We start from the raw sequence: 19,992 nt of genomic DNA on the forward strand, positions 1-19,992 counted from the left end.
GAAAGCTTGCGGTACTCCCCCTTTGAATGAAGAGGTTCCCCATGAAGACCCTGTCGATGAAGTCCCTGGTGGGCGCGATGATGCTGCTCTCCGCTCCGGCGTTCGCCTCGTCCACCACTGACTTCGAGGCGAGCATCACCGCCGCGAAGAGCCCCACCAGCCCGGGCGGCACGACCATCGTCCGCTCGGAGATCCGCAACGCGCTGGACGCGTTCCTCAACGACGTCGGCTTCGGCGTGGACAGCACCGAGCGCGCCTATCTCACCACGCGCGTCAGCGACACGTCCTTCCAGCAATCCATGACGGGCACCGCGGCGAAGTACTTCGCGGACTTCTACGAGGTGAACGACGCCGTCTTCACGGGCTACCCGCTGAACCTGTACCCCGTCGCCCAGACGCCCGCGGTGCTGTTCGGCGCCACCGGCTCGTTCGCCTCCGCGCGCATCCATGAGGGCTACATCCCCAACGGCCAGGGCATCGCCAACCAGCAGACGCTGGGCGAGGCGTTCAGCAACGCCTTCGGTCCGCAGGCCAGCATCTTCGAGCCCATCACCGTGCGGGAGCTCATCGGGCAGCTCAGCGCCTACAGCTACAACGTGGACGAGGTGGAGGGCGCGGTGGCCTACATCACGCAGATTTCGCGCAACAGCAACCGGCTCTACCGGACGGGCTGGAGCTGCCGTGGCTGCGGCGCCCCGGGCTACACGCAGGGCTTCGCCATCGCGGCCGTCAGCACGGACCGCCGCTTCGTGCGGATGATGTCCGTGACGACGTACGCGGACTGACATGACGCACCGCCGCAAGCGACCGGGCCATGCACCGGGTCGCTTGCGGTCCCCGCCGCCTCCGTTCATTGATGCGCGTCACAACGCAGCAACGGGAGGAAGCACCATGGCGGAGATGAAGACGTATACGGGCGGCTGCCACTGTGGACAGGTCCGCTACGAGGCGACCACGGACCTGCAGCAGGTGGTGACCTGCAACTGTTCCTACTGCCACAAGACGGGCTCGGTGCTGACGTTCGTCCCGCCGGAGCAGTTCAAGTCCCTCTCCGGCGCGGACCACGTGAAGACCTACCTGTTCAACAAGAAGGTCATCAACCACCTGCACTGCCCCACCTGCGGCGTGGAGTCCTACGCCACCGGCAAGGGTCCGGATGGCAAGGCGATGTACGCCATCAACCTGCGCTGCGTGGACGGCGTGGACATCTCCACGCTCAAGCCCTTCCAGTACAACGGCCGGGACGCGTAGGCACTGGGCCTCACGCCCGGCGCGCGCGCCATATCAGGCCGGCTGCGAGGACCGCCGCGGAAGGAGCAGCCCATGGAAGGGACCTCCGCAGCCGGTGCTCCCAGACGTCCACGCGGTCCGCCAGCAGCAGCAGCATCCAGTGGCCGGGCTTGTGGTCCGGCTTCGCGTAGGCCGCCTTTCGCAAGAGGCCGCTCAGCCCCTTCGGAGGCTGGGCGGTGCCGAACACCGGCGGCATCACCTTGCGGCCCGCGTGCTTGAACACCGGCACGTCCGCGTGCTGGAGCGTGATGGGCACGCGCGCCCCCGCAAGCGGCTGGGGCGCCGTCTCCATGGGGACGCCCGGGCGGTTGGCGGGGTCCAGGTCCACGGCCTGGGCCTGCTTCTCCACGGCCGGGGCCGGCTTCGCCTTCGCCCGTGACTTCCGGGGGCCGGTCTTCGCGCGGCTCTGTCTCTGCGGTGTCTTCTGGGGCATGGCGTGCCTCCTGTTAACAGTGGGTGATGTCGCTCACGCGTGGCCGTGCGGCATGAGCACGCACTTCACGCACCCGTCGCGCTTCTGCGCGAACAGGTGGTAGGCGTCCGGCGCCTGCTCCAGCGGGAAGCGGTGGGTGATGATGCCCTTCGCGTCGATGCGGCCCTTCTGGATGTGCTCCAGCAGGTGCGGCATGTACCGGCGCGTGTTCGCCTGGTTCATGCGCAGCGTCAGGCCCTTGTTCATCGCGGTGCCAATGGGCACGAAGTTCCACGGCGGCCCGTACACGCCGATGATGGAGACGTTGCCGCCCTTGCGCACGGTGTTGATGCACCACTCGATGACGGTGGGCGCGCCGGCCTCCAGCTTCAGCCCCAGGCCCAGCACGCGGTGCGCGCGCGAGCCCTCCGCCTCCATGCCCACCGCGTCGATGCAGACGTCCGGGCCGCGGCCGTCGAACATCTCCTTCAGGTGCAGGACGATGTCGCCCACCTCCTTGAAGTTCACCGTCTCCACGTTGGCGAACTTCCGCGCGAACTCCAGGCGGTACGGCACGTGGTCCACCGCCACCACGCGGCCCGCGCCCATCAGCCACGCGGACTTCATCGCGAAGAGGCCCACCGGGCCCGCGCCGAAGACGACGACCGTCTCACCGCCTTTGATTTCGCCCATCTCCGCGGCCTGGTAGCCGGTGGGCAGGATGTCGGAGAGGAAGAGGACGGACTCGTCGTCCATGTCGTCCGGAATCTTCATGGGCCCCACGTCGGCGAAGGGCACGCGCACGTACTCGGCCTGGCCGCCGTCGAAGCCGCCCGTGGTGTGCGAGTACCCGTAGACGCCGGAGGCCACGTCGCTGCCGGGGTTGCTGTTCTCGCAGTTCCCGGTGAGGCCGCGCTGGCAGTAGAAGCAGGTGCCGCAGGAGATGTTGAAGGGCACCACCACGCGGTCGCCCTTCTTCAGCTGCGCGACCTCCTTGCCCACCTCCTCCACCACGCCGGTGAATTCATGGCCGAAGGTGCAGCCCACGCGCGTGTCCGGCACCAGCCCGTGCAAGAGGTGCAGGTCCGAGCCGCAGATGGCGGCGCGGGTCACCTTCAGCACGACGTCCTGGGGATGCTCGATGCGGGGGTCCGGCTTCTGCTCCACCTGGACGCGATAGGGACCCTGGTAGGTGAGTGCACGCATGCGCGGGATTCCTCCGTTCCCTTACGGGTGAGGACGCTCGCGCGGTAAGACAAGGGACGGTGCGCTCCCGGCCCTCGCTCGGCTAGCTGGCCTCCGGCGGTGCGAAGGTGCCCACGGGCAGGTCCGCCGCCCGCCACAGGTACCAGCTCACGATGCTCCGGTACGGGCGCCACCGCTCGCCGTACGCGAGCAGCGCCTTGGGCTTGGGCTGTTCCTTCAGGCCGTGCAGGACCATGAAGCCCTTGCGCACGCCGTAGTCGTCCACGGGCAGCACGTCCGGCCGGCCCAGGCGGAAGATGAGCAGCATCTCCACGGTCCACTGGCCAATGCCGCGCACCTGCGTGAGGTGCTCGATGAGGTCCGCGTCGGACATGCGGCGCACGCGCGCGAGCGTCGGCACCGTGCCGTCCACCGTCTTGCGCGCCAGGTCCTGCATGGCCAGCAGCTTGTTCGCGGACAGCCCGGCCTCGCGCAGGGTGGCGTCCGGCAGCGCGAGCAGCTTCTGGGGCGTGAAGGCCTTGCCCTTCCCCACCCGCTCGCAGACGCGGCCGAAGATGGTCGCCGCCGCGCGGCCGTGGAGCTGCTGGTAGACGATGGAGTGCGCCAGCGCCTCGAAGGGGCTGTGCAGCGGGCTCAGCTCCAGGCGGAAGCGGCCCACCGTCTTGAACAGCGTGCCCAGCACGGGGTCCGCGCGCACGAGGGCGCGGCGCACGGCGGGCGTGAACGCATCCGGCAGCGATACAGGGGCGGAAACAGGAGCGCGCGGCATGGGCCGCATGCTGCCCGGCCCCGTGCCACGCGCAACCCCTGTCTTGCTTCGCGGACGCGGCGCGCTAGATGGGCGCGGCGTGCTCCGTCTCCTCGGGCACGTCGTTGCGCGGCTCGCCGTCCATCAGCGCGTCGTATTCCTCCTCCAACTGGACGCCCAGGTCGTCGAGCTGATCCTTGGTGAGGATCTTCCGCGCCGCCTTGAAGAGGTCCTTCTCCTCCTCCTCGACGTGGTGCTCCACCTGCTCCTGGAGGACCTTCATCTTCGCGTCGAACTCGTCGTCCGACGGATCCATGTCCAGCAGGTCCGCGATGAGCCGCTTGACGGCCAGGTGCTCCTCCACGGCCTCGCGCAGGTCGTCCTCCGTGTCGTCCTTCTTGAGCGCGGGATAGAGGTACAGCTCTTCAATCTTCGCGTGCGCGCCCAGCCGGTCGGCGATCTGCTCGAAGAGCTCCTGGCGCTCGTCGTCGGCTTCATCCCCCAGCTTCTCGTACTTCTTGAAGAGCTTGGACACCTCTTCATGCTGCTGCTTGATGAGTTCCAGCGCGTTCATTCGTGCCCCCGGTGAATGACTTGGACGTGGGGATAGATGGGGGTGGGCTCGCCCGAAGGGAAGCCCCACCCCGACGTACTTTTCACTTCACCGGAAGTTTGACGGACGACAGGTCCTTCACGGCGGGGCCGTTGAGCACGCGGCCGGTGGGGCTGAAGCGGCCGCCGTGGCAGGGGCAGTCCCAGGTGCGCTCGGCGTTGTTCCAGTGCACGTGGCAGCCCAGGTGCGTGCACACCGGGGACACGGCGTGCGGCGTGCCGTCCTCCTCGCGGTACACGGCCACCTTGCGGCCATCCACCTCCAGGATTTTTCCCTCCCCCGGCGCCACGTCCGCCAACTGGTGGCCGTCCGGCTTGGACAGCCGGTCCGCGACGAAGCGGAAGGCCACCTCGGCGTTCTCCTGGATGAAGTCCTTGGCGCCGGCCTTGGGCTTCACGCGGCCCGGTTCGTACAGCGCGGCGTAGGGGTTCTGGTTGCCCAGGATGAGGTCCGACAGCACCATGCCCGCGAGCGTGCCGAACGTCATGCCCGTGCCGGAGAAGCCCGTGGCCACGTACACGTTGCGGCTGCCCACGTTGCGGCCGATATAGGGCAGACCGTCCGCGGGCTCGATGACCTGGCCGGACCAGCGGTGGGTGATGCGCCTCACGGGGAAGCGCTCGCGCATGTACGCCTCCAGCTCGGCGTAGCAGGAGGCGGTGTCCTCCTCGCCGCCGACCTTGTGGTCCTCGCCGCCCACGATGACGTAGGGCACGCTGTCCACCTGCTGGGTGCGGATGTAGTGATACGGGTCGCGGCTGTCGTAGTACTGGCCCGGCTCCAGCGGGCCCTCCAGCGGCGCCGCCACCGCGTAGGTGCGGTACGGGTAGAGCTTGGTGTGCATGGCCACGCGGTTGAGCGGCGTGGTGGTGGCCTCCACCACGGCCCGGGCCGTCACGGTGCCCTTCTCCGTGAGGACGCGGCAGGGCGTGCCGTCGTGGATGTCCAGGACCTTGGTGTTCTCGAAGAGATGGCAGCCGTCGCCCGGGATGCGGTCCGCCAGCGCGAGCAGGTACTGGCGCGGGTGGAACAGCGCCTGATCCTCCACGCGCAGCGCGCCCTTGACGGGGAACGGCAGCGGCACCTCCTTGGTGAACGACGCCAGGAGCCCCACCTGCCGCGCGGCGGAGACCTCATGCAGCAGCTCCCGCAGCTCGGACTCCGTCTCCGCGTAGCGGAAGCCGGGCACGCGGGTGAAGCCGCACTCGATGGAGAGCGACTCCACCAGCGAGGCAATCTGTTCGATGGCGGCCCGGCTGGAGGACGCGGCCAGGTGGGCGCCCTTCTCTCCGAAGTCCTTCACGAGCGTGGTGTACGGGGTGTCCAGCAGCTCCGTGAGGTGCGCGGTCGTCTGTCCCGTCTGCCCGGAGAGGACGCGGTGCATCTCCAGCACCGCCACCTTCTTGCCGGCACGCTTCAGCAGCCAGGCGGTCGTCAGGCCCGCGATGCCTCCGCCGATGATGGCCACGTCCACGTCCAGGTCGCCTGGCAGGGAGGGGAAGTCCCGGGGAAGCGTCGTCACCGTCCAGAGGGATTTGTGCTGGCGCTCGTCGTTCATGACGGAAGGCTAGGAATCCGCTTCCCAGGGCATAAGCCACGCCTGCCGAGCCCCGCCCGGCCGGTTGCCCAGCGCGGGGTGTATGCGACCCAACAGAGCCCCGCCCCGGGTGTTGGTCAGTCAGGGGCCGGGCGTGGACGGGGCTGGGGTCCAGGGAGGCCGGCGCGTTAGAACGATGCTGGACCCGAAGGTCCGCGCCGGGCGGACCCAAGGAGCATGCGCGAAAATGCCCGTGGAACGCGTGGCTGGTGGAGCCAGCCTGGTGGACGTGCTGGACCGCCTGCTGGACAGGGGCCTGCGCTTCGACCCGCCCGCCCTGGAAGCCCTGGGGCGCGCCACGCCCCGTGAAGGGGAGGCGCGCATCGTGGTGGCATTTTCGGAGGTTCGCACCGCAGACTCGCCGGAACGCGGCCGTTCCCCGCGTCCCCCTTCATCCGGAGCGTAAGGTCGTGGCGTCCCCAGCCCCGCTGCCCCCCGCCGAAGTCGACCCCGGGGCTCGCCTCGTGCTCGCCGAGCACCTGCTCGCCTGCGAGTCCGCCGTCGCCTGTGCGCGGGCGGTCGTGGAGTGGCTCGCGCGCAGGCATGGCGCGCCGGCCGCCTGTGTCGGTCCCGGGGAGGGCGCGCCCACGTCCGTGTGCCTCGCCAGCGAGGGGCTGACGGGCGCGCAGCAGGCCGCGCTGGCCCGGGCGTGGGATGCACCGGGCTCGCCGCTCTCCACCTTCCGCACGCGTCCCGGGGCGCGGTGGCTGGCGGCGGACGCGCTGGAGGGCGCGGCGATGCCGGGCGGCTTCCTCGCGGTGCCGCTGGGCCGGCCCGGAGCCACGGCCGTGGCGCTGCTGATGGTGGGGCTGCCCGGCCCGGCCGTGCCAGAGGACGTGGCGTGGGTGGCGTCCTCGGCGGGGCCGCACCTGGCCCGGCAGCTGGCGTCGGATGCGCGGGCGCCGCGCCGCCCGGAGCCGGACCGGCTGCTTCGCCGGGTCATCAACGCGGTGTCGGATCCGGTGCTGCTGACGGACACGGAGGGCACGCTGCTCTTCGCCAACGCCCGCGCGGAAGGCCTGCTGGTGGCGGGCCCGGACGCGAGCCCCGGCCGCACGCGGGCGGTGGAGCTCAACCAGCGGCTGTTCCGGGAGACGCTCGCGCAGGGCGGCACCACGGTGCACCGGCGCGAGGTGCCGCTGGTGGATCCGCTGGAGGGCATGGACCTGCTCTTCGAGCTGGTCACCACGCCGGTGCTGGCCCCGGACGGGCCGTCCGTGGTGGTGAGCGTGCTGCGCAACCTCACGGACCTGGGCCGCGCCACGCAGGCGCTGGGAGAGAGCTACCGGCAGCTGCGCGCCACGGAGCGCGAGGCCCGCAGCGACCGCCACCGCCTGGACCGCGTGCTGGACTCGGTGGCGGACCCCATCATCCTCACCGACCCCGCGGGCGGCATGGTGATGATGAACGACCCGGCCGAGCGCCTCTTCGCGTGGCCCCAGGCCCAGGGCACCTCGGGCGAGGGCACGGCGGACGAGGCCATCCTGCGGCGGGTGCGCGCCAACGACGCCCTCTTCGCGTCGTTCCTCGGCAACCTGCTGGGCCCGGTGAACGCGAGCGTGTCGCGCTGGAAGAGCCAGCTCACCCTGGACGACCCGGGCACCGGCTCGCCCGTGCCCATGGAGGCCATGGCCAACAAGGTGCTGGGAGACGGCGGCGAACTGACGGGCATCGTCACCGTCTTCCACGACCGCTCGGAGGTGCTGGAGCGGGCGCGGCTGCTGGAGCGCGTGAAGGAGGTCTCCAGCGAGCTGGAGGCGCGCGTGCAGTCCGCCACCGCGGAGCTGGCGGAGCAGAACGAGAAGCTGCGCCGGCAGGCCATCCAGTTGGAGCAGGCGAGCGCGGCCAAGTCGCAGTTCCTGGCCAACATGTCGCACGAGTTCCGCACGCCGCTCAACGCCATCCTCGGCTACACGAACATGCTCCTGCAGGGCGTGTCCGGGGAGATGACGCCGCCGCAGCGCCGCAACCTCACGCGCATCGACTCCAACGGGCGGCACCTGCTGGAGGTCATCAACGAAATCCTGGACATCACCCGCATCGAAGCCGGGCGGATGCCGCTGCACCTGTCGGACTTCGGCATCCCGGAGCTGCTCCAGGAGGTGATGGCGGAGATGGACCCCATCATCGCGCGCAGCAAGCTGACGGTGGAGACGCGGCTGGACGCGTCGCTGCCGGGGGTGTGGAGCGACCGACAGAAGGTGAAGCAGATTGTCCTCAACCTGTTGTCCAACGCGCTGAAGTTCACGCACGAGGGCGGCGTGCACATCGCGGCGGAGTATCAGAACGCCACCGGCACCGTGGCCATCTCGGTGAAGGACACAGGGATTGGAATCGACGTGTCGAACCAGGAGAAGATCTTCGAGGACTTCCAGCAGGTGGACAGCTCCCCCACGCGAGCCTATGGGGGCACGGGCCTGGGCCTCTCCATCTGCCGCCGTCTGGCCGCGATGCTGGGGGGACGCGTCTCCCTCCAGAGCGCTCCGGGCCAGGGTTCGACCTTCACCCTGCACTTTCCACGACGCGCGAGACGGACATGACGAACACCCCGGAAAAACAGAAGCCGCTCGTCCTGGTGGTGGATGACTACCAGGATGCCCGGGAGATGTACGCGGAGTACCTGGAGTTCTCCGGCTTCCGCGTGGCGGAGGCGAAGAACGGCCAGGAGGCGCTGGACAAGGCCTTCGAGCTGGTGCCGGACGTCATCCTGATGGACCTGTCCTTGCCGGTGATGGACGGCTGGGAGGCGACGCGGCGGCTGAAGGGCGACGTGCGCACGAAGGCCATCCCGGTGGTGGCGCTGACGGGGCACGCGCTGAAGGGCCACACGGACGACGCGAACGAGGCCGGGTGTGACGCGTACGTCACCAAGCCGTGCCTGCCGGACGCGCTGGTGGACCAGGTGAAGAAGATGATTGCCCGGCGCGAGGCGGCATCCGCGCGCTGAACCGGTCGTGCAGGAAGGTGGGCACGTCATGACGACGAAGACCCCGGCGGAGTCCTCGCGGGAAACGCGGGCGCACTACCTCTACGGCATCGTGCGCGAGGACGGCGGCTGGGAGCCGGACCTCGCGGGGCTGGGCTCGGCGCCGGTGCGCACGGTGCGGGAGGCAGGCCTCGCGGCGCTGGTGTCCGACGTCGCGGGCCCTCGGGTGGTGCCCACGCGGGAGCACCTGTTGATGCACCAGCGCGTCACCGAGGCCGTGGTGCGCGAGCACACGCTGGTGCCGGTGGCCTTCGGGACGGTGCTGCCGACGGAGGAGCGCGTGCGGGAGCTGTTGCGCGTGGCGCGCGCCCCGCTGACCCGGGCGCTGTCGGAGCTGGAGGGCCGGGTGGAGCTGGGGCTGAAGGTGTACTGCCACGGCGACGCGCTGACGCGCCGGCTGGTGGAGGCGAACCCGGAGCTGTCGCGCGGGGCTTCGGAGCCCGAGGAGGACCACGAGGCGCGGCTGGAGCTGGCGCTGCGCGACTGCACCACGAAGGACCTGGACGTCCTGAAGGCGGGCCTGCGTCCGCTGGCGGAGGCCATGCACGAGGCGCCGCCCCTGGGTGAGCGGATGATGTTGAACGCGGCCTTCCTGGTGGACCGCACGCGGGTGGCCGCGTTCGAGGCGCGGGTGACGTCGCTGGTGGCTCGGCTGGACGCGTACACGTTCCGGTTCACGGGGCCGTGGCCGGCGTACAGCTTCGTGGACGTGCGGCTGGACGTGGAGTCGGTGTCCGACGCGCGGTGAGCCTCAGCGCGGCGTGGTGAGCTTCACGGCGTCCTCCGCCAGGAGCTCCAGGCCGCCGCCCATGCGGACCCAGCCGGGGGTGTACTCCGTGCGCGCGTACCACGAGTTGTCGGACGCCTTCGCCATGGAGAGCTCGCCCACGGTCTTGCCGGCGCGCTGGTACTCCACGCGGAAGGCGGGCGTGGAGGGCAGGCCCGGAGGGGCTTCGCCCCGGCCCAGGAGCTCCACGGGGGTGAGGCGCCACAGGCGGTCGTGCCAGTTGCGGGCGAAGTCATCCGGGGTGGTGGGAGCGTTCACGGGAGAGAGCTGCACGGCGCCCGGAGGCTTGCCGCTGGCGGCGAAGGTGCGGGACGCGGATCCGGAGGAGATGACGACGCGGTCGAAGCCATCCACGTCGAAGGTGTGGAGGCGCCGGTCTACGAGCCGGCTGGCCGCGGCCTCCAGGTCCGACAGCAGTCCGGGGCCGAGGAGGAAGACATGGCCATCGGACGTGCGCTGGAGGTAGGGGGCGCCCCAGCCCGAAGCAGGCGCGGCGAGGCGGAACGTCCTGGGAGTCCCGTCGACGGTGAGCGTCAGACCGCGCTCCGTCTTCGCGAGGCCAATCTCCTCCAGCTTCGAGTCGTCCAGGACGCCCAGGTCCCGCTGTGCGCGCAGAGGAGCCAGGCGTGCGAACAGCTTCAGCGCGACGTCGTTGCCACGCAGCTCACGGGGCGGAGGTACAGGAGCGGGTGTCCCCGCGTCGGCGGACGTGCTCGCGCTCATGCCCGCGTCGGGATGCAGATGGGGCCCTGCATTGACAACAGCGGTGGCCAGGGCACCCGCGTCGAGCGGGGCACTTCCGGCGTCACTGGCCGCATGGGCGGGGGTCCCTGCATCCGTGGCGCCCTGTGCTCCGGTGCTCGGCTTCGCGGGCTTGTTGCCCAGGCGGACCCAGAGGGTATCGCGGTCCTGGGGGTCTCGGAACAGCTCCACGAAGCGCGTCTCGTCGTCGTACCGGATGCGGTCGAGCGCGCTGGCCTGCGCGTCCTCCACCGTCACCTCCCCCGGTGCCCGGGCGGGCTCGCGCTGCCACACGAAGAACGCGGCCACCAGGGCCACTGCCGCCAGCACTCCCTGCACCGCCACGTCGCGCGCCTTCATCGCGCACCTCCCACCGCCGCGGCGCTCCGGGGGGCTCGCCGTCCGCGCCGCCGAGTCATGAAGGAGCCCACCGCCAGCACCGCCACCGGCATCCCGAAGACCGTCGCGTAGAACCACACGACGTCCTGCGAGCGCGTGTGCTGCAACGGCACGTCCTCCTCACTCGTCGTCACGCCGGACAGCGCCTCCTCACCGGAGAGCCACCGCAGCGTGTCCACCGCGAGATACGCATTACCCACGTTGCCCAGGATGCCGTCACCCAACGCATCCGCGTCCGCCATCACCACCGCGCGCGACGCGGGCTTCCCCTCCCCCACCGGCCGCTCCACCGCCACCACCAACGGCCACGCCTTCGCCGTCTCCCCCGCCTCCGGCTCGAAGTCGCCGTTGCGGTCCGCGAACGTCTCCCCGTGCGCGCGCACGCTCGTGTCCAGCAACACGCCGGGCACCGGCGGCGTCACCGGCTCCAGCGCCACCGCGCCCACGAACGCCACCGCGCCCTGCGAACCCAGCGCAGACAGCGACGTCACCGACGGATGCGAGGAGAAGCTCGCCGTGCCCAGGTTGCCGCGGTCGCTCAACTGCCGCGTCGTGCGGAAGAACACGCGGTCGTTCGCCAGCGGCACGCGCAGCGACTTGAGCCCCATCGGCTGGAGCAGCGGCTCCAGCGCCGCCCCGTCCGGCTCCAACACAATCCACAGCCGGCCGCCCCGCTCCCAGTACTCGCGCAGCGCCGTGGCCTCCTCCGGAAGCAGCTCCCGCGTGGGCCCGAGCACCGCCACCATCGCCGCGTCCCCCGGCACCGCCGAACCCAACCCCTCCGCCACCGTGAGCGTGCGCACGTCCACGTTCTGCGAGCGCAGCAGCTCCTTGAACTGCGCCACCGAAGGCCGGGCCGCTTCCCCCGGCACGGGCCGCGTGTCGGCGCGCTCGCCATGTCCGCCCGTGAGGTAGACGATGCGCCGGGGCTTCGCCACCGCCAGCAACCGCCGCTGCACCTCCGCGTCCAGCCGCTGGAGCTGCCCACGCGCCCGCTCCGGATCCAGGCCCAGCGTGAGGATCTCCCTGCGGTCCCCTCGCGCCAGCACCACGGAGCCGTTGCTGCTGACACCCAGGGCCTTGCCGCGCGCGGGCTCCACCGCCTGGTCCAACGCCTCCACGGCCAGCTGCGGACTCTCCGGCTCCAGGTCGCGGAAGTACTGCCGCACCGCCTCGCCCACCTCGTTGGCCGGCGGGAAGAAGAGCGTCACCTGCAACGGCTCGTTGAGGCCGCGCACCAGCTTGCGCGTGGCATCGCCCGCCTTCGCGGTGCGGAAGTACGACAGGTCCCACGTCGCGTCCGCCTGCGTGGCCACGTACGTCGCCGCGAACGCGAACACGACGACGAACACCACGCCCAGCCCGGAGAACAGCGCGCTCTTCACCCGGCCCGTCTCCGGCACCGGCGCCCGCGCCATCGCCGCGACCGCGGCCTCCACCATCGCCAGCGGCACCAGCGAGCACAGCAGCAGCGCCGGGAACAGCACCGCCAGCACCCCCGACAGCTTCGGCGAGGAACGCGACAGCGGCTCACCGAAGAGCGCCGTCCCCACGTCCCCCTTCACGAAGTAGAGCACCAGCGCGGCCAGGCCCACGACGTACAGCGCGAGCACCCACCGCTCCAGCGCGCGACGCTCGGAAGGCGCGGAGATCATCCGCACCGCTCTCCACGCCGTCGCGGCCACCACCCCGGCGGTGCCCAGCGCGGCCAGCGCCACGCGTCCGGAGCCCACGCCCAGCACGCGCTCCGCGAGGAACACGGCCACGAGCCCCGCGACGAACGCACCAGTCGCGGCGAGCCCCGTCCCGAAAGAGGCCGGCGTGCTCATCGCCACCTCCGCGCTTCCAGCACCCGTGTCGCCGCGAACAGCGCGACGTAGGTCACGACCAGGTAGTAGACGACGTCCCGCACGTGGATGAGCCCTGCCTGGAACGGGGGGAAATGCTGGTTCCACAGCGACATCGCACTGAAGACGTCCGACAGCGGCTGCTCGGTGATACGCGCCAGCAGCCAGCACAGGATGAGCGCCACCAGCATCACCGCGGAGAAGATGGCCGCGAGCAGCTGGTTCTTCGCCAGCGCCGAACCGAACGTGCCCACCGCCAGCGACGCGCTGCCCAGCAGCAGCAACCCCAGGTAGCCCGCGAACACGTGCCCGAAGGACACCTTGCCGTTCACCAGCACCAGGAGCGGCATGTAGAGCGTCAGCAGCAGGTACAGCGCCAGGAACGCGAGCCCCGCCAGGAACTTGCCCAGCACGATGTCCCGGTCCCGCACCGGCGACGCGTACAACAGCGGCAGCGTGCCCGTCTGCCGCTCCTCCGCGAGCAGCCGCATGGACACGAGGATGGCCGCCACGATGGTGAAGCCGCTCGAGTAGTAGGAGAACCCGGACAGCACCTCCGCGGACCTCTTGCTCGCGCCGCCCAGGGCGTACGCGTTGAAGAACAGCCCGTTCACCGCGAGGATGATGGCCAGGATGATGTAGCCACTGAGCGTGCGCAGGTAGCCGGCCAGCTCGCGGCGCGCAATCAGAAGCGCCTTCACGCCTTCACCTCCTGTCCATGCGTCAGGCGCAGGAACAGCGCCTCCAGCTGTCCCGCGTTCGCGTCCAGCCGCAACAACTCCAGCCCCGCGCCCACCACCGCCCGAGCCACCTGGGGCCGCAGGTCCGGCGCCGCCGCGACCTTCAAGGCCAGCACGCCGCCCTCCCCCTCCCGCACCTCCACCGCGCCGAAGCCCTGCACCGCCTCCATCGCCCGCGCCCGGTCGCCTCGAACTTCCAGCACGATGGACGGACCTCCGAGCGCGCGCGACAGCTCCTCCTCGCTGCCCTGCGCCAGCAGCGTGCCCTTGTGGATGATGAGCAGCCGGTCACACGTCTGCGAAATCTCCGGGAGGATGTGGCTGGACACGAGCACCGTGTGCGCGCCCTTGAGGCCGCGGATGACGTCGCGCATCTCCACGATTTGAAGCGGATCCAGGCCGCTGGTCGGCTCGTCGAGGATGAGCAGCGCGGGCTTGTGCACCAGCGCCTGCGCCAATCCCACGCGCTGGCGGTAGCCATGGCTCAGCGTGGAGATGACGTCGCCGTGCACGTCGCGCAGGCCGGTCTTCTCCTCGGCCTCGCCGACATGGGACGCGGTGGCCTTCGCGGGCACGTCGCGCAGCCTTGCGACGTAGGCCAGGTACTCGCCCACCGTCATCTCCTCGTAGACGGGGGGCACGTCCGGCAGGTAGCCGATGCGCTGGCGCACCTCGTGGGACTGGCTCACCACGTCGTGCCCGTCGATGACGACGCGGCCCGAGGTGGGCAGGAGCACGCACCCCAGAATCTTGAGCGTCGTCGACTTGCCGGCGCCGTTGAGGCCCAGGAAGCCGATGACCTCACCCTGGCCGATGGTGAAGGCCAGGTCCCGGATGGCCGCGTGCTCGCCGTAGAACTTCGTCAGCCCTTCGACCTGGATCATCAGGACTCCTCGAAGCGAGGGGGAAGCGGCGCACTTCTGTCGCCCCTCCCGAGGAGTGTCAAGCGCCGGGCTCAGCCGTGGCGGTATTCCGCGCCCTCGGTGGTGCGGCCCAGCGTGAAGCGCAGCGCGCCCTCCAGGTCGGGCAGCAGGAAGGGGAAGCCGTTCGCCTGCGCCACCGTGGGCAGCGCATGGGTGCTGGACAGCAGGGTCTCCTCGCCCATCTGCCCGAACACGGTCTTCACCACGGTGGCGGGCAGCGGGAACACGGCCGGACGGTGGAGCACCTTGCCCAGCACCTTCGCCAGCTCCCCCTGTCGCACCGCGTTCGGAGACACGGCGTTGACGGGCCCCTGGATGGCCGGGGTGAAGAGGGAGAACTGGATGAGGCCCAGCACGTCCTCCAGCGACACCCAGCTCATCCACTGACGGCCGGAGGCCACGGGCCCGCCGCCGCCCGCCTGGGTCGCGAGCGCCAGCTTCGCGAGCGCCCCGCCGCGCGCGTCCAGCACCACGCCGATGCGCAGGTTCACCACGCGGATGCCCGCGTCCTTCGCGGCCTGGGTGGAGGCCTCCCACTGGCGCGTGACGTCCGCGAGGAAGCCATCGCCGGAGGAGGACGCCTCGGTGACCTCTTCCTCGCCCCGGTTGCCGTAGTAGCCCACGGCGGACGCGCAGATGAGGACGCGCGGCTTGCGGGTGGCGCGGGCCAGGGTCTCACACAGCAGGCGGGTGGTCTCCGTGCGGCTCTTGAGGATCTCCTGCTTGCGCTCGTCGGTCCACCGGCCCTCGCCCACGTTGGAGCCGGACAGGTGCACTACGGCGTCCACGCCCTCCAGGCCCGCGGCGTCGATAGTGCCCTTGTCGGGGGCCCAGGCGATGTCCCCGCGCGCCGGGTTCGCACGGCCGCGCACCAGCCGCTTCACGCGGTGGCCGCCGGTGGTGAGGAACGCCGACAGCGAGGAGCCCAGCATCCCGGACGCGCCGCTGATGGCCACGGTGAGCGGGCCCTGGGAGGCGAACTGTGCATGGCGGCGCAGGTCCGCGCGGGTGAGCGAGTGGCGGTACGCGAACATGCGCTCCAGGCGCTTGCGCGCATAGCCGCCGCCGAAGGTGTCACCCAGCGTCCCCACGGGCAGCTCGTACTGGATGGCGTCCTCCAGGACGGAGGCCTGGGGGCTGGCGGGGCTCATGCGGTGGTCGTGGATCCACTTCGCGAAGGGGCCTTCGCGCTGGGTGTCCTGGAAGGAGGAGCCCTCCACGTAGGCGGTGTGCTCAGCGACCATGCGCTGGGGGATGGGGCCCAGGTGGAGCTTCACGACGACGCGGGCGCCGGGGCGGATACCGTCACCGGAGCGGTCGACGACCTCCGCCGTCTCCCAGGGGGGCGACAGGCGTTCGAAGGCTCCCTCGCGGGTGTGCCAGGAGAAGAGGTCGGCGGCGGGGACCGGCATCTGGCTGTGCGCCTCGAAAACGTGCGACTTGCCCATGGTTTCTCCTGGGGAGACAGTGCGACCCGAGCATGCTTACTCCCGACCTTCTCGACCGTGCAGTCGAATTGCTGCGACGCGGCGGTGTCATCGCCCTGCCAACAGAGACGGTCTACGGTCTCGCGGCCAACGCCGAGGACGAGTTGGCCGTGCGCCGCGTCTTCGCCATCAAGGGCCGCCCCGCGACCCACCCGCTCATCGTCCACATCCCGGATGAGGAGCACCTGCCGGAATGGGCCCGCGTGGTGCCGGACGAAGCCCAGGCGCTGGCCCGGGCCTTCTGGCCGGGGCCGCTGACGCTGGTGCTGCCGCGGACGTCGAAGGCCACGGACGCGGTGACGGGGGGCCAGGACACGGTGGCGCTGCGGGTGCCCGGCCACTCCGTGGCGATGGAGGTGCTGGAGCGGCTGGGCGGAGGCGTGGCCGCACCAAGCGCCAACCGCTTCGGCCGGGTGAGCCCGACGACAGCGGAGCACGTGCAAAGGGACCTGGGCAGCGACGTGGATCTGGTGCTGGACGGAGGTCCGTCCACGGTCGGCGTGGAGTCAACCATCGTGGACCTTTCCTCCGGAGCCCCGGCCATCCTCAGGCCCGGAGGCCTGGCGACGGAAGATATCGAGCGGGTGCTGGGCCGCGCGGTGCCGGTGCGAGCCTCCACCACGGTGCGCGTGTCCGGTTCACTGGCCTCGCACTACGCGCCCAGGGCCGGCGTGGTGCTCGCGGAGCCGCACGAAGCGGTGCAGCGGGTGGAATCCCTGCGTGCCCAGGGATTGCGAGTCGGAGTACTCGGCCCCGAGTCCCTGTCCTTGCCCAAGGACGTGCAGCGCTTCGACGTGCCAGGAGAACCGGCGGAAGCCGCGCGGGTCCTCTACGCACGGCTCAGGGAAGCCGACGAACAGGGCCACGACGTGCTCGTGGCCTGTCTGCCCGCCGCGAGCGGCCTGGGCATCGCCGTGCGAGACCGGCTCTCCCGCGCGGCGGCCCCCCGCTAGGTCCAAACCTGTCCGACTGTCGGACAGGTTCGTGGCGTGTGCCGCCGTCGGGGAGTCCCAGCCGGGTTCTCACCTTCTCATTCACGGGAACGACATCCGTGTCCGAAGGCTTGGGGCTGCTCAGAGGTCCTTCACCAGGTTCTCGCGTGCCTGATTCGTCGTGCGCCCGATGATGGACGCGCGCTTCGGCGCGTACTTCGCGGCTTCGTACTGGAGGGCCATGAGGCTCCTGGACGACAGCGTCCACTGCGTCAGGTTCACGTGGCTCTCCTCCGTGGTCCACCGTTCGAGCACGGTGAACTCCCCCTTCGCCGTCAGCTCGCGCTCCAGGGTTTCGGCCGGAGTTCCCTCCCGTGGCGGCGTCAGCTCCGTGGCGAAGCGCACCGGGGCCTCGCCGCGCTTGAGCTGACGCGCCAGTTGGTGGGGCGTCTTCGGGTCGCCGAACTTGCGGGTCAGCACATCCTTCATCAGCGCCTGGAAGGTGCGCGCATCCGTCACCTCCAGGAAGAAGACGTCCACCGCCGCCAGCTGGCTCTCCAGGAACCCCAGCGCCACCTCCGCCGGCATGTTCGCGACGGTCGTCTTCATCCGCAGCGTCCCATCCGGGGCCACGCTCGCGTCAGGAAGCGCGGTGCGGACCTCCTCCGGCGTCATCCCCCAGCGGACCGTCTGGAACCCCTCCGGGCTGCGGTAGTTCTTGTCCACCGAGTCGCGGACCGCCTCGCGCCGCAGCTGCGAATGACTCTTCTCCGCGCACCCCACCGACACCCCCAACACCACCAGCAGCCCCATGGCCCCAAGCTTCATCCCATCGCTCCATTTCCAGCCACGGGCCTCTCCCATGGAGGCCCGCCGTCGCGGGCATCCCCCGCGCTTCGCGACGTGCGGACATAGAGCAATACGCAAGGCGGCCGGAAGCTGGGGCCCCGCGGCCCCGGGGGGCTTGCGGCCGGGGCGTCAGGTCGCCCAGGCTTGTTCCCTGGAGAGGGGGACCGGACATCCGCCAGCCTGGAAGCGCCGGCATCGGCGGGCCGCGTCAAGGGCCGTTCTCCCTTTTACATCCGCCGTCCGCTCCGCTATCCCGCGACGGTCACCCAGGAGTGTCCCCGTGAAGCGAAGTCTGTCCGGTCTGGTCGTCGCCCTCGCCTTCACCGCCTGCAAGCAGGAGGCGCCGGGCAAGATGGAGCCCATCCCGCGCCCGCCGGGTGCCACCGCGCCCGCCCCCGAGGAGCAGGCCGCCCCCGCCCCCGCCGCGCCCGCTGTCCCCAAGGACGCCGTCGTGCTGCGCTGGAAGCTGGTGCAGGACGCGCCCGTGTCCTTCCGCGTGAACCTCGCGCTGGACCGCAACGCGCCCGTCCCCGAGTCCGCCCCGGCGGAGAAGCCCTCCAAGGCCGACAAGAAGAAGAAGGGCGCCAAGGCCGCCGCCGACGAAGCGCCCAAGGCCGCCACCCCCGCCGCCGCCATGCCCACCGAGTACCTGTACGTGCTCGTGCTGGACAAGTCCGGTGAGCGCCAGCTGCGCGTGACGCCCAACGTCGGCGCGGGCGAGGAGGCCACCTTCAGCGACCGAGGCTTCATCATCGACGGGCTCCAGGGCGCCGCGCGCAACGTGGCCACGCTGGTGCTGGAGCTGCCGCGCGACCCCGTGCGCCCCGGCGAGACGTGGTCCCTGGGCACCGAGCTCACCACGCCGGACGCCCTGGGCACCCTGTTCCGCCGCGCCCCCGGCGGCGAGCGCCACAACCGCGTGAAGCTCGTCTCCGTCACCCCGGGCGACAACGGCGAGCAGGTGGCCACGCTCGAGTACGACATCGTGGAGCAGTTCGGCGGCACCCTCAGCGCCGCGCGCCCACCCCAGGCCGCCGCCAAGAAGAGCCCGCGCCAGCTGCTCGCCGAAGGCGGGGCCATGGAGATGCCCACCGCCGAGCCGGCTGAAGCGCCCGCCCCCGCCGCGCAGCCGGAAGGCACCGAGCTGGGCGCCACCGTGAAGGTCACCGGCAAGGGCGAGTTCCTAGTGAACGCCGGCCAGTGGCGCTCCTGGCAGGGCACCCTGTCCACGTCCCTCACCGGTCCCGCCCAGCCCGCCGTGAACCTACCCGCCGGCACCTACGAGGCCCGCCTCACGCCCGTCGGCGCGCCCCAGGCGGCCCCGGCACCCCAGGCGGCTCCGGCGCCCGCGCCTACCGCGACTCCGCCCGCGCCGTAGCGGGAGGGCCGTCCGAAGCGCGCACCAGCCGCACCACGGCGTCCACCCACTCCGGGTGGGCGTTGAGGGACGGCACCAACGTCAGCGACTCGCCGCCCGCCTCCACGAACTGCTCCTTCGCGCGCAGGCCAATCTCCTCCAGCGTCTCCAGGCAGTCCGCCACGAAGGCCGGGCACATCACCGCCAGCCGCTTCACGCCCTTCGCCGCCAGCTCCGGCAGCACCAGGTCCGTGTAGGGCTTCACCCACGGCGTGCGCCCCAGCCGCGACTGGAAGGACACCGTGTAGCCGCCCTCCGGCAAGGACAGGCGCTGGGCCAGCATCCGCGCCGTCGCGAAGCACTGCGCGCGGTAGCAGTGCCGGTTCGCGGCCGTGATGCTGTCGCAGCACCCCGCGGACGCCAGGCAGTGCTGCCCCGTCGGGTCGCTCTTGCGCATGTGGCGCTCCGGCAGCCCGTGGAAGCTGAACAGCACGTGGTCCGCGCGCGTGTCGGCAATGACCGGCCGCGCCACCGCCGCGAACGCATCCAGGAAGCCCGCGTCGTCCCAGAACGCCGGCACCGCGCGCACGTTGGGGACGTCCCAGCCCTCCGCCAGCACCTCGTAGGTGCGCGCCAGCGACGACGCCGAGGACGACGCCGCCTCATGCGGATACAGCGGCAGCACCGTGAACTCCGACACGCCCCGCGCCTTCAGCCGCGCGATGGCGTCCGGCAGCGACGGGTTGCCGTAGCGCATGGCCAGCTCCACCTCGTAGTCGTCCCCCAGCCGCTCGCGCACCGCGGACTCCAGCGCGCGGCTGTACACGAGCAGCGGCGAGCCCTCCTGCGTCCACACCTTGCGGTACGCCTCCGCGCTCTTCGCGGGGCGGAACGGGAGGATGAAGAGGTTCAGGAGGAACCAGCGCCCCACCGGGTGGATGTCGATGACGCGCGGGTCGTTGAGGAACTCGCGCAGGTAGCGGCGCACCGGGCCGGACTCGGGCGCGTCCGGCGTCCCCAGGTTGACGAGCAGCAATCCCCGCTTCGTGGTCGGCACGGCCATGCGAATGAGTCCCCG

At 71.0% G+C, this 19,992-nt stretch carries 20 protein-coding genes; 8 read left to right on the top strand and 12 right to left on the bottom strand.

What is annotated here, in order from left to right:
- Positions 1 to 41: 41 nt before the first annotated feature.
- Both JYK02_RS14135 and JYK02_RS14140 read left to right on the top strand, forming a co-directional pair.
- Complete coding sequence (locus JYK02_RS14135; RefSeq protein WP_207051452.1) at positions 42 to 785, top strand: hypothetical protein; 744 nt, start codon at positions 42 to 44, stop codon at positions 783 to 785.
- A gap of 106 nt (positions 786 to 891) precedes the next feature.
- The gene (locus JYK02_RS14140) at positions 892 to 1,251 is read left to right on the top strand and encodes a GFA family protein (protein WP_207051453.1); all 360 of its coding nucleotides are present in this window, start codon (positions 892 to 894) and stop codon (positions 1,249 to 1,251) included.
- 10 nt (positions 1,252 to 1,261) lie between these two features.
- Here the strand turns inward: JYK02_RS14140 and JYK02_RS14145 are convergent, their stop codons facing one another.
- From JYK02_RS14145 to JYK02_RS14165, 5 genes are all read right to left on the bottom strand, one after another.
- Entirely contained in the window at positions 1,262 to 1,723 is a 462-nt protein-coding gene (locus JYK02_RS14145) for a hypothetical protein (RefSeq protein WP_207051454.1), read from the bottom strand.
- Between the two features lie 33 nt (positions 1,724 to 1,756).
- Positions 1,757 to 2,908, bottom strand: a complete 1,152-nt coding sequence (locus tag JYK02_RS14150; protein WP_207051455.1) for a zinc-dependent alcohol dehydrogenase — start codon at positions 2,906 to 2,908, stop codon at positions 1,757 to 1,759.
- A gap of 82 nt (positions 2,909 to 2,990) precedes the next feature.
- On the bottom strand, positions 2,991 to 3,677 hold the full coding sequence (locus tag JYK02_RS14155) for a DNA-3-methyladenine glycosylase family protein (protein WP_431603479.1): 687 nt from the start codon (positions 3,675 to 3,677) through the stop codon (positions 2,991 to 2,993).
- Between the two features lie 64 nt (positions 3,678 to 3,741).
- A complete protein-coding gene (locus tag JYK02_RS14160) occupies positions 3,742 to 4,230 on the bottom strand; it encodes a hemerythrin domain-containing protein (protein ID WP_207051457.1) in 489 nt (162 codons plus the stop codon).
- An 82-nt stretch (positions 4,231 to 4,312) separates the two neighbouring features.
- On the bottom strand, positions 4,313 to 5,827 hold the full coding sequence (locus JYK02_RS14165; protein WP_207051458.1) for an FAD-dependent oxidoreductase: 1,515 nt from the start codon (positions 5,825 to 5,827) through the stop codon (positions 4,313 to 4,315).
- A 226-nt stretch (positions 5,828 to 6,053) separates the two neighbouring features.
- Between JYK02_RS14165 and JYK02_RS14170 the strand changes: the two genes are divergently transcribed.
- Genes JYK02_RS14170 through JYK02_RS14185 form a run of 4 tightly spaced genes read left to right on the top strand, consistent with a single transcriptional unit; the run spans position 6,054 to position 9,600 of the window.
- Entirely contained in the window at positions 6,054 to 6,272 is a 219-nt protein-coding gene (locus JYK02_RS14170; RefSeq protein ID WP_207051459.1) for a hypothetical protein, read from the top strand.
- 4 nt (positions 6,273 to 6,276) lie between these two features.
- A complete protein-coding gene (locus JYK02_RS14175; protein WP_207051460.1) occupies positions 6,277 to 8,406 on the top strand; it encodes an ATP-binding protein in 2,130 nt (709 codons plus the stop codon).
- The gene (locus tag JYK02_RS14180) at positions 8,403 to 8,813 is read left to right on the top strand and encodes a response regulator (protein WP_207051461.1); all 411 of its coding nucleotides are present in this window, start codon (positions 8,403 to 8,405) and stop codon (positions 8,811 to 8,813) included. Before JYK02_RS14175 ends, JYK02_RS14180 begins: the two co-directional genes overlap by 4 nt.
- Positions 8,814 to 8,841: 28 nt before the next feature.
- Positions 8,842 to 9,600 (top strand): GvpL/GvpF family gas vesicle protein, encoded by a 759-nt coding sequence (locus JYK02_RS14185; RefSeq protein ID WP_207051462.1) that lies wholly within the window; start codon positions 8,842 to 8,844, stop codon positions 9,598 to 9,600.
- 3 nt (positions 9,601 to 9,603) lie between these two features.
- On the opposite strand, the gene JYK02_RS14190 is transcribed toward JYK02_RS14185, so the two are convergent.
- The 5 genes from JYK02_RS14190 to JYK02_RS14210 all read right to left on the bottom strand — a co-directional run bounded on the left by JYK02_RS14190 (position 9,604) and on the right by JYK02_RS14210 (position 15,737).
- Positions 9,604 to 10,740, bottom strand: coding sequence for a hypothetical protein (locus JYK02_RS14190; protein WP_207051463.1), 1,137 nt, complete (start codon positions 10,738 to 10,740; stop codon positions 9,604 to 9,606).
- Entirely contained in the window at positions 10,737 to 12,608 is a 1,872-nt protein-coding gene (locus JYK02_RS14195; RefSeq protein WP_207051464.1) for a Gldg family protein, read from the bottom strand. Before JYK02_RS14195 ends, JYK02_RS14190 begins: the two co-directional genes overlap by 4 nt.
- Positions 12,605 to 13,327, bottom strand: a complete 723-nt coding sequence (locus tag JYK02_RS14200) for an ABC transporter permease (protein WP_207051465.1) — start codon at positions 13,325 to 13,327, stop codon at positions 12,605 to 12,607. Before JYK02_RS14200 ends, JYK02_RS14195 begins: the two co-directional genes overlap by 4 nt.
- Positions 13,324 to 14,250, bottom strand: coding sequence for an ABC transporter ATP-binding protein (locus tag JYK02_RS14205; protein ID WP_207051466.1), 927 nt, complete (start codon positions 14,248 to 14,250; stop codon positions 13,324 to 13,326). The genes JYK02_RS14200 and JYK02_RS14205 overlap by 4 nt, the downstream gene beginning before the upstream one ends.
- Positions 14,251 to 14,321: 71 nt before the next feature.
- A complete protein-coding gene (locus JYK02_RS14210) occupies positions 14,322 to 15,737 on the bottom strand; it encodes a TIGR01777 family oxidoreductase (protein WP_207051467.1) in 1,416 nt (471 codons plus the stop codon).
- 32 nt (positions 15,738 to 15,769) lie between these two features.
- Between JYK02_RS14210 and JYK02_RS14215 the strand changes: the two genes are divergently transcribed.
- On the top strand, positions 15,770 to 16,729 hold the full coding sequence (locus JYK02_RS14215) for an L-threonylcarbamoyladenylate synthase (protein WP_207051468.1): 960 nt from the start codon (positions 15,770 to 15,772) through the stop codon (positions 16,727 to 16,729).
- Positions 16,730 to 16,849: 120 nt separating this feature from the next.
- Here the strand turns inward: JYK02_RS14215 and JYK02_RS14220 are convergent, their stop codons facing one another.
- Positions 16,850 to 17,536: a hypothetical protein gene (locus JYK02_RS14220; protein WP_207051469.1), complete on the bottom strand. Its 687-nt coding sequence runs from the start codon at positions 17,534 to 17,536 to the stop codon at positions 16,850 to 16,852.
- Between the two features lie 301 nt (positions 17,537 to 17,837).
- On the opposite strand from JYK02_RS14220, the gene JYK02_RS14225 reads away from it, so the two are divergent.
- Positions 17,838 to 18,935 carry a hypothetical protein gene (locus JYK02_RS14225; protein WP_207051470.1) on the top strand — a complete coding sequence of 366 codons (1,098 nt, stop codon included), beginning with the start codon at positions 17,838 to 17,840 and terminating at the stop codon, positions 18,933 to 18,935.
- Here the strand turns inward: JYK02_RS14225 and hemH are convergent.
- Positions 18,910 to 19,977, bottom strand: a complete 1,068-nt coding sequence (hemH, locus tag JYK02_RS14230; protein WP_207051471.1) for a ferrochelatase — start codon at positions 19,975 to 19,977, stop codon at positions 18,910 to 18,912. The genes JYK02_RS14225 and hemH overlap by 26 nt on opposite strands.
- Positions 19,978 to 19,992: the final 15 nt, after the last annotated feature.

Source organism: Corallococcus macrosporus, from assembly GCF_017302985.1.
GTDB classification, from domain to species: Bacteria; Myxococcota; Myxococcia; order Myxococcales; family Myxococcaceae; genus Corallococcus; species Corallococcus macrosporus_A.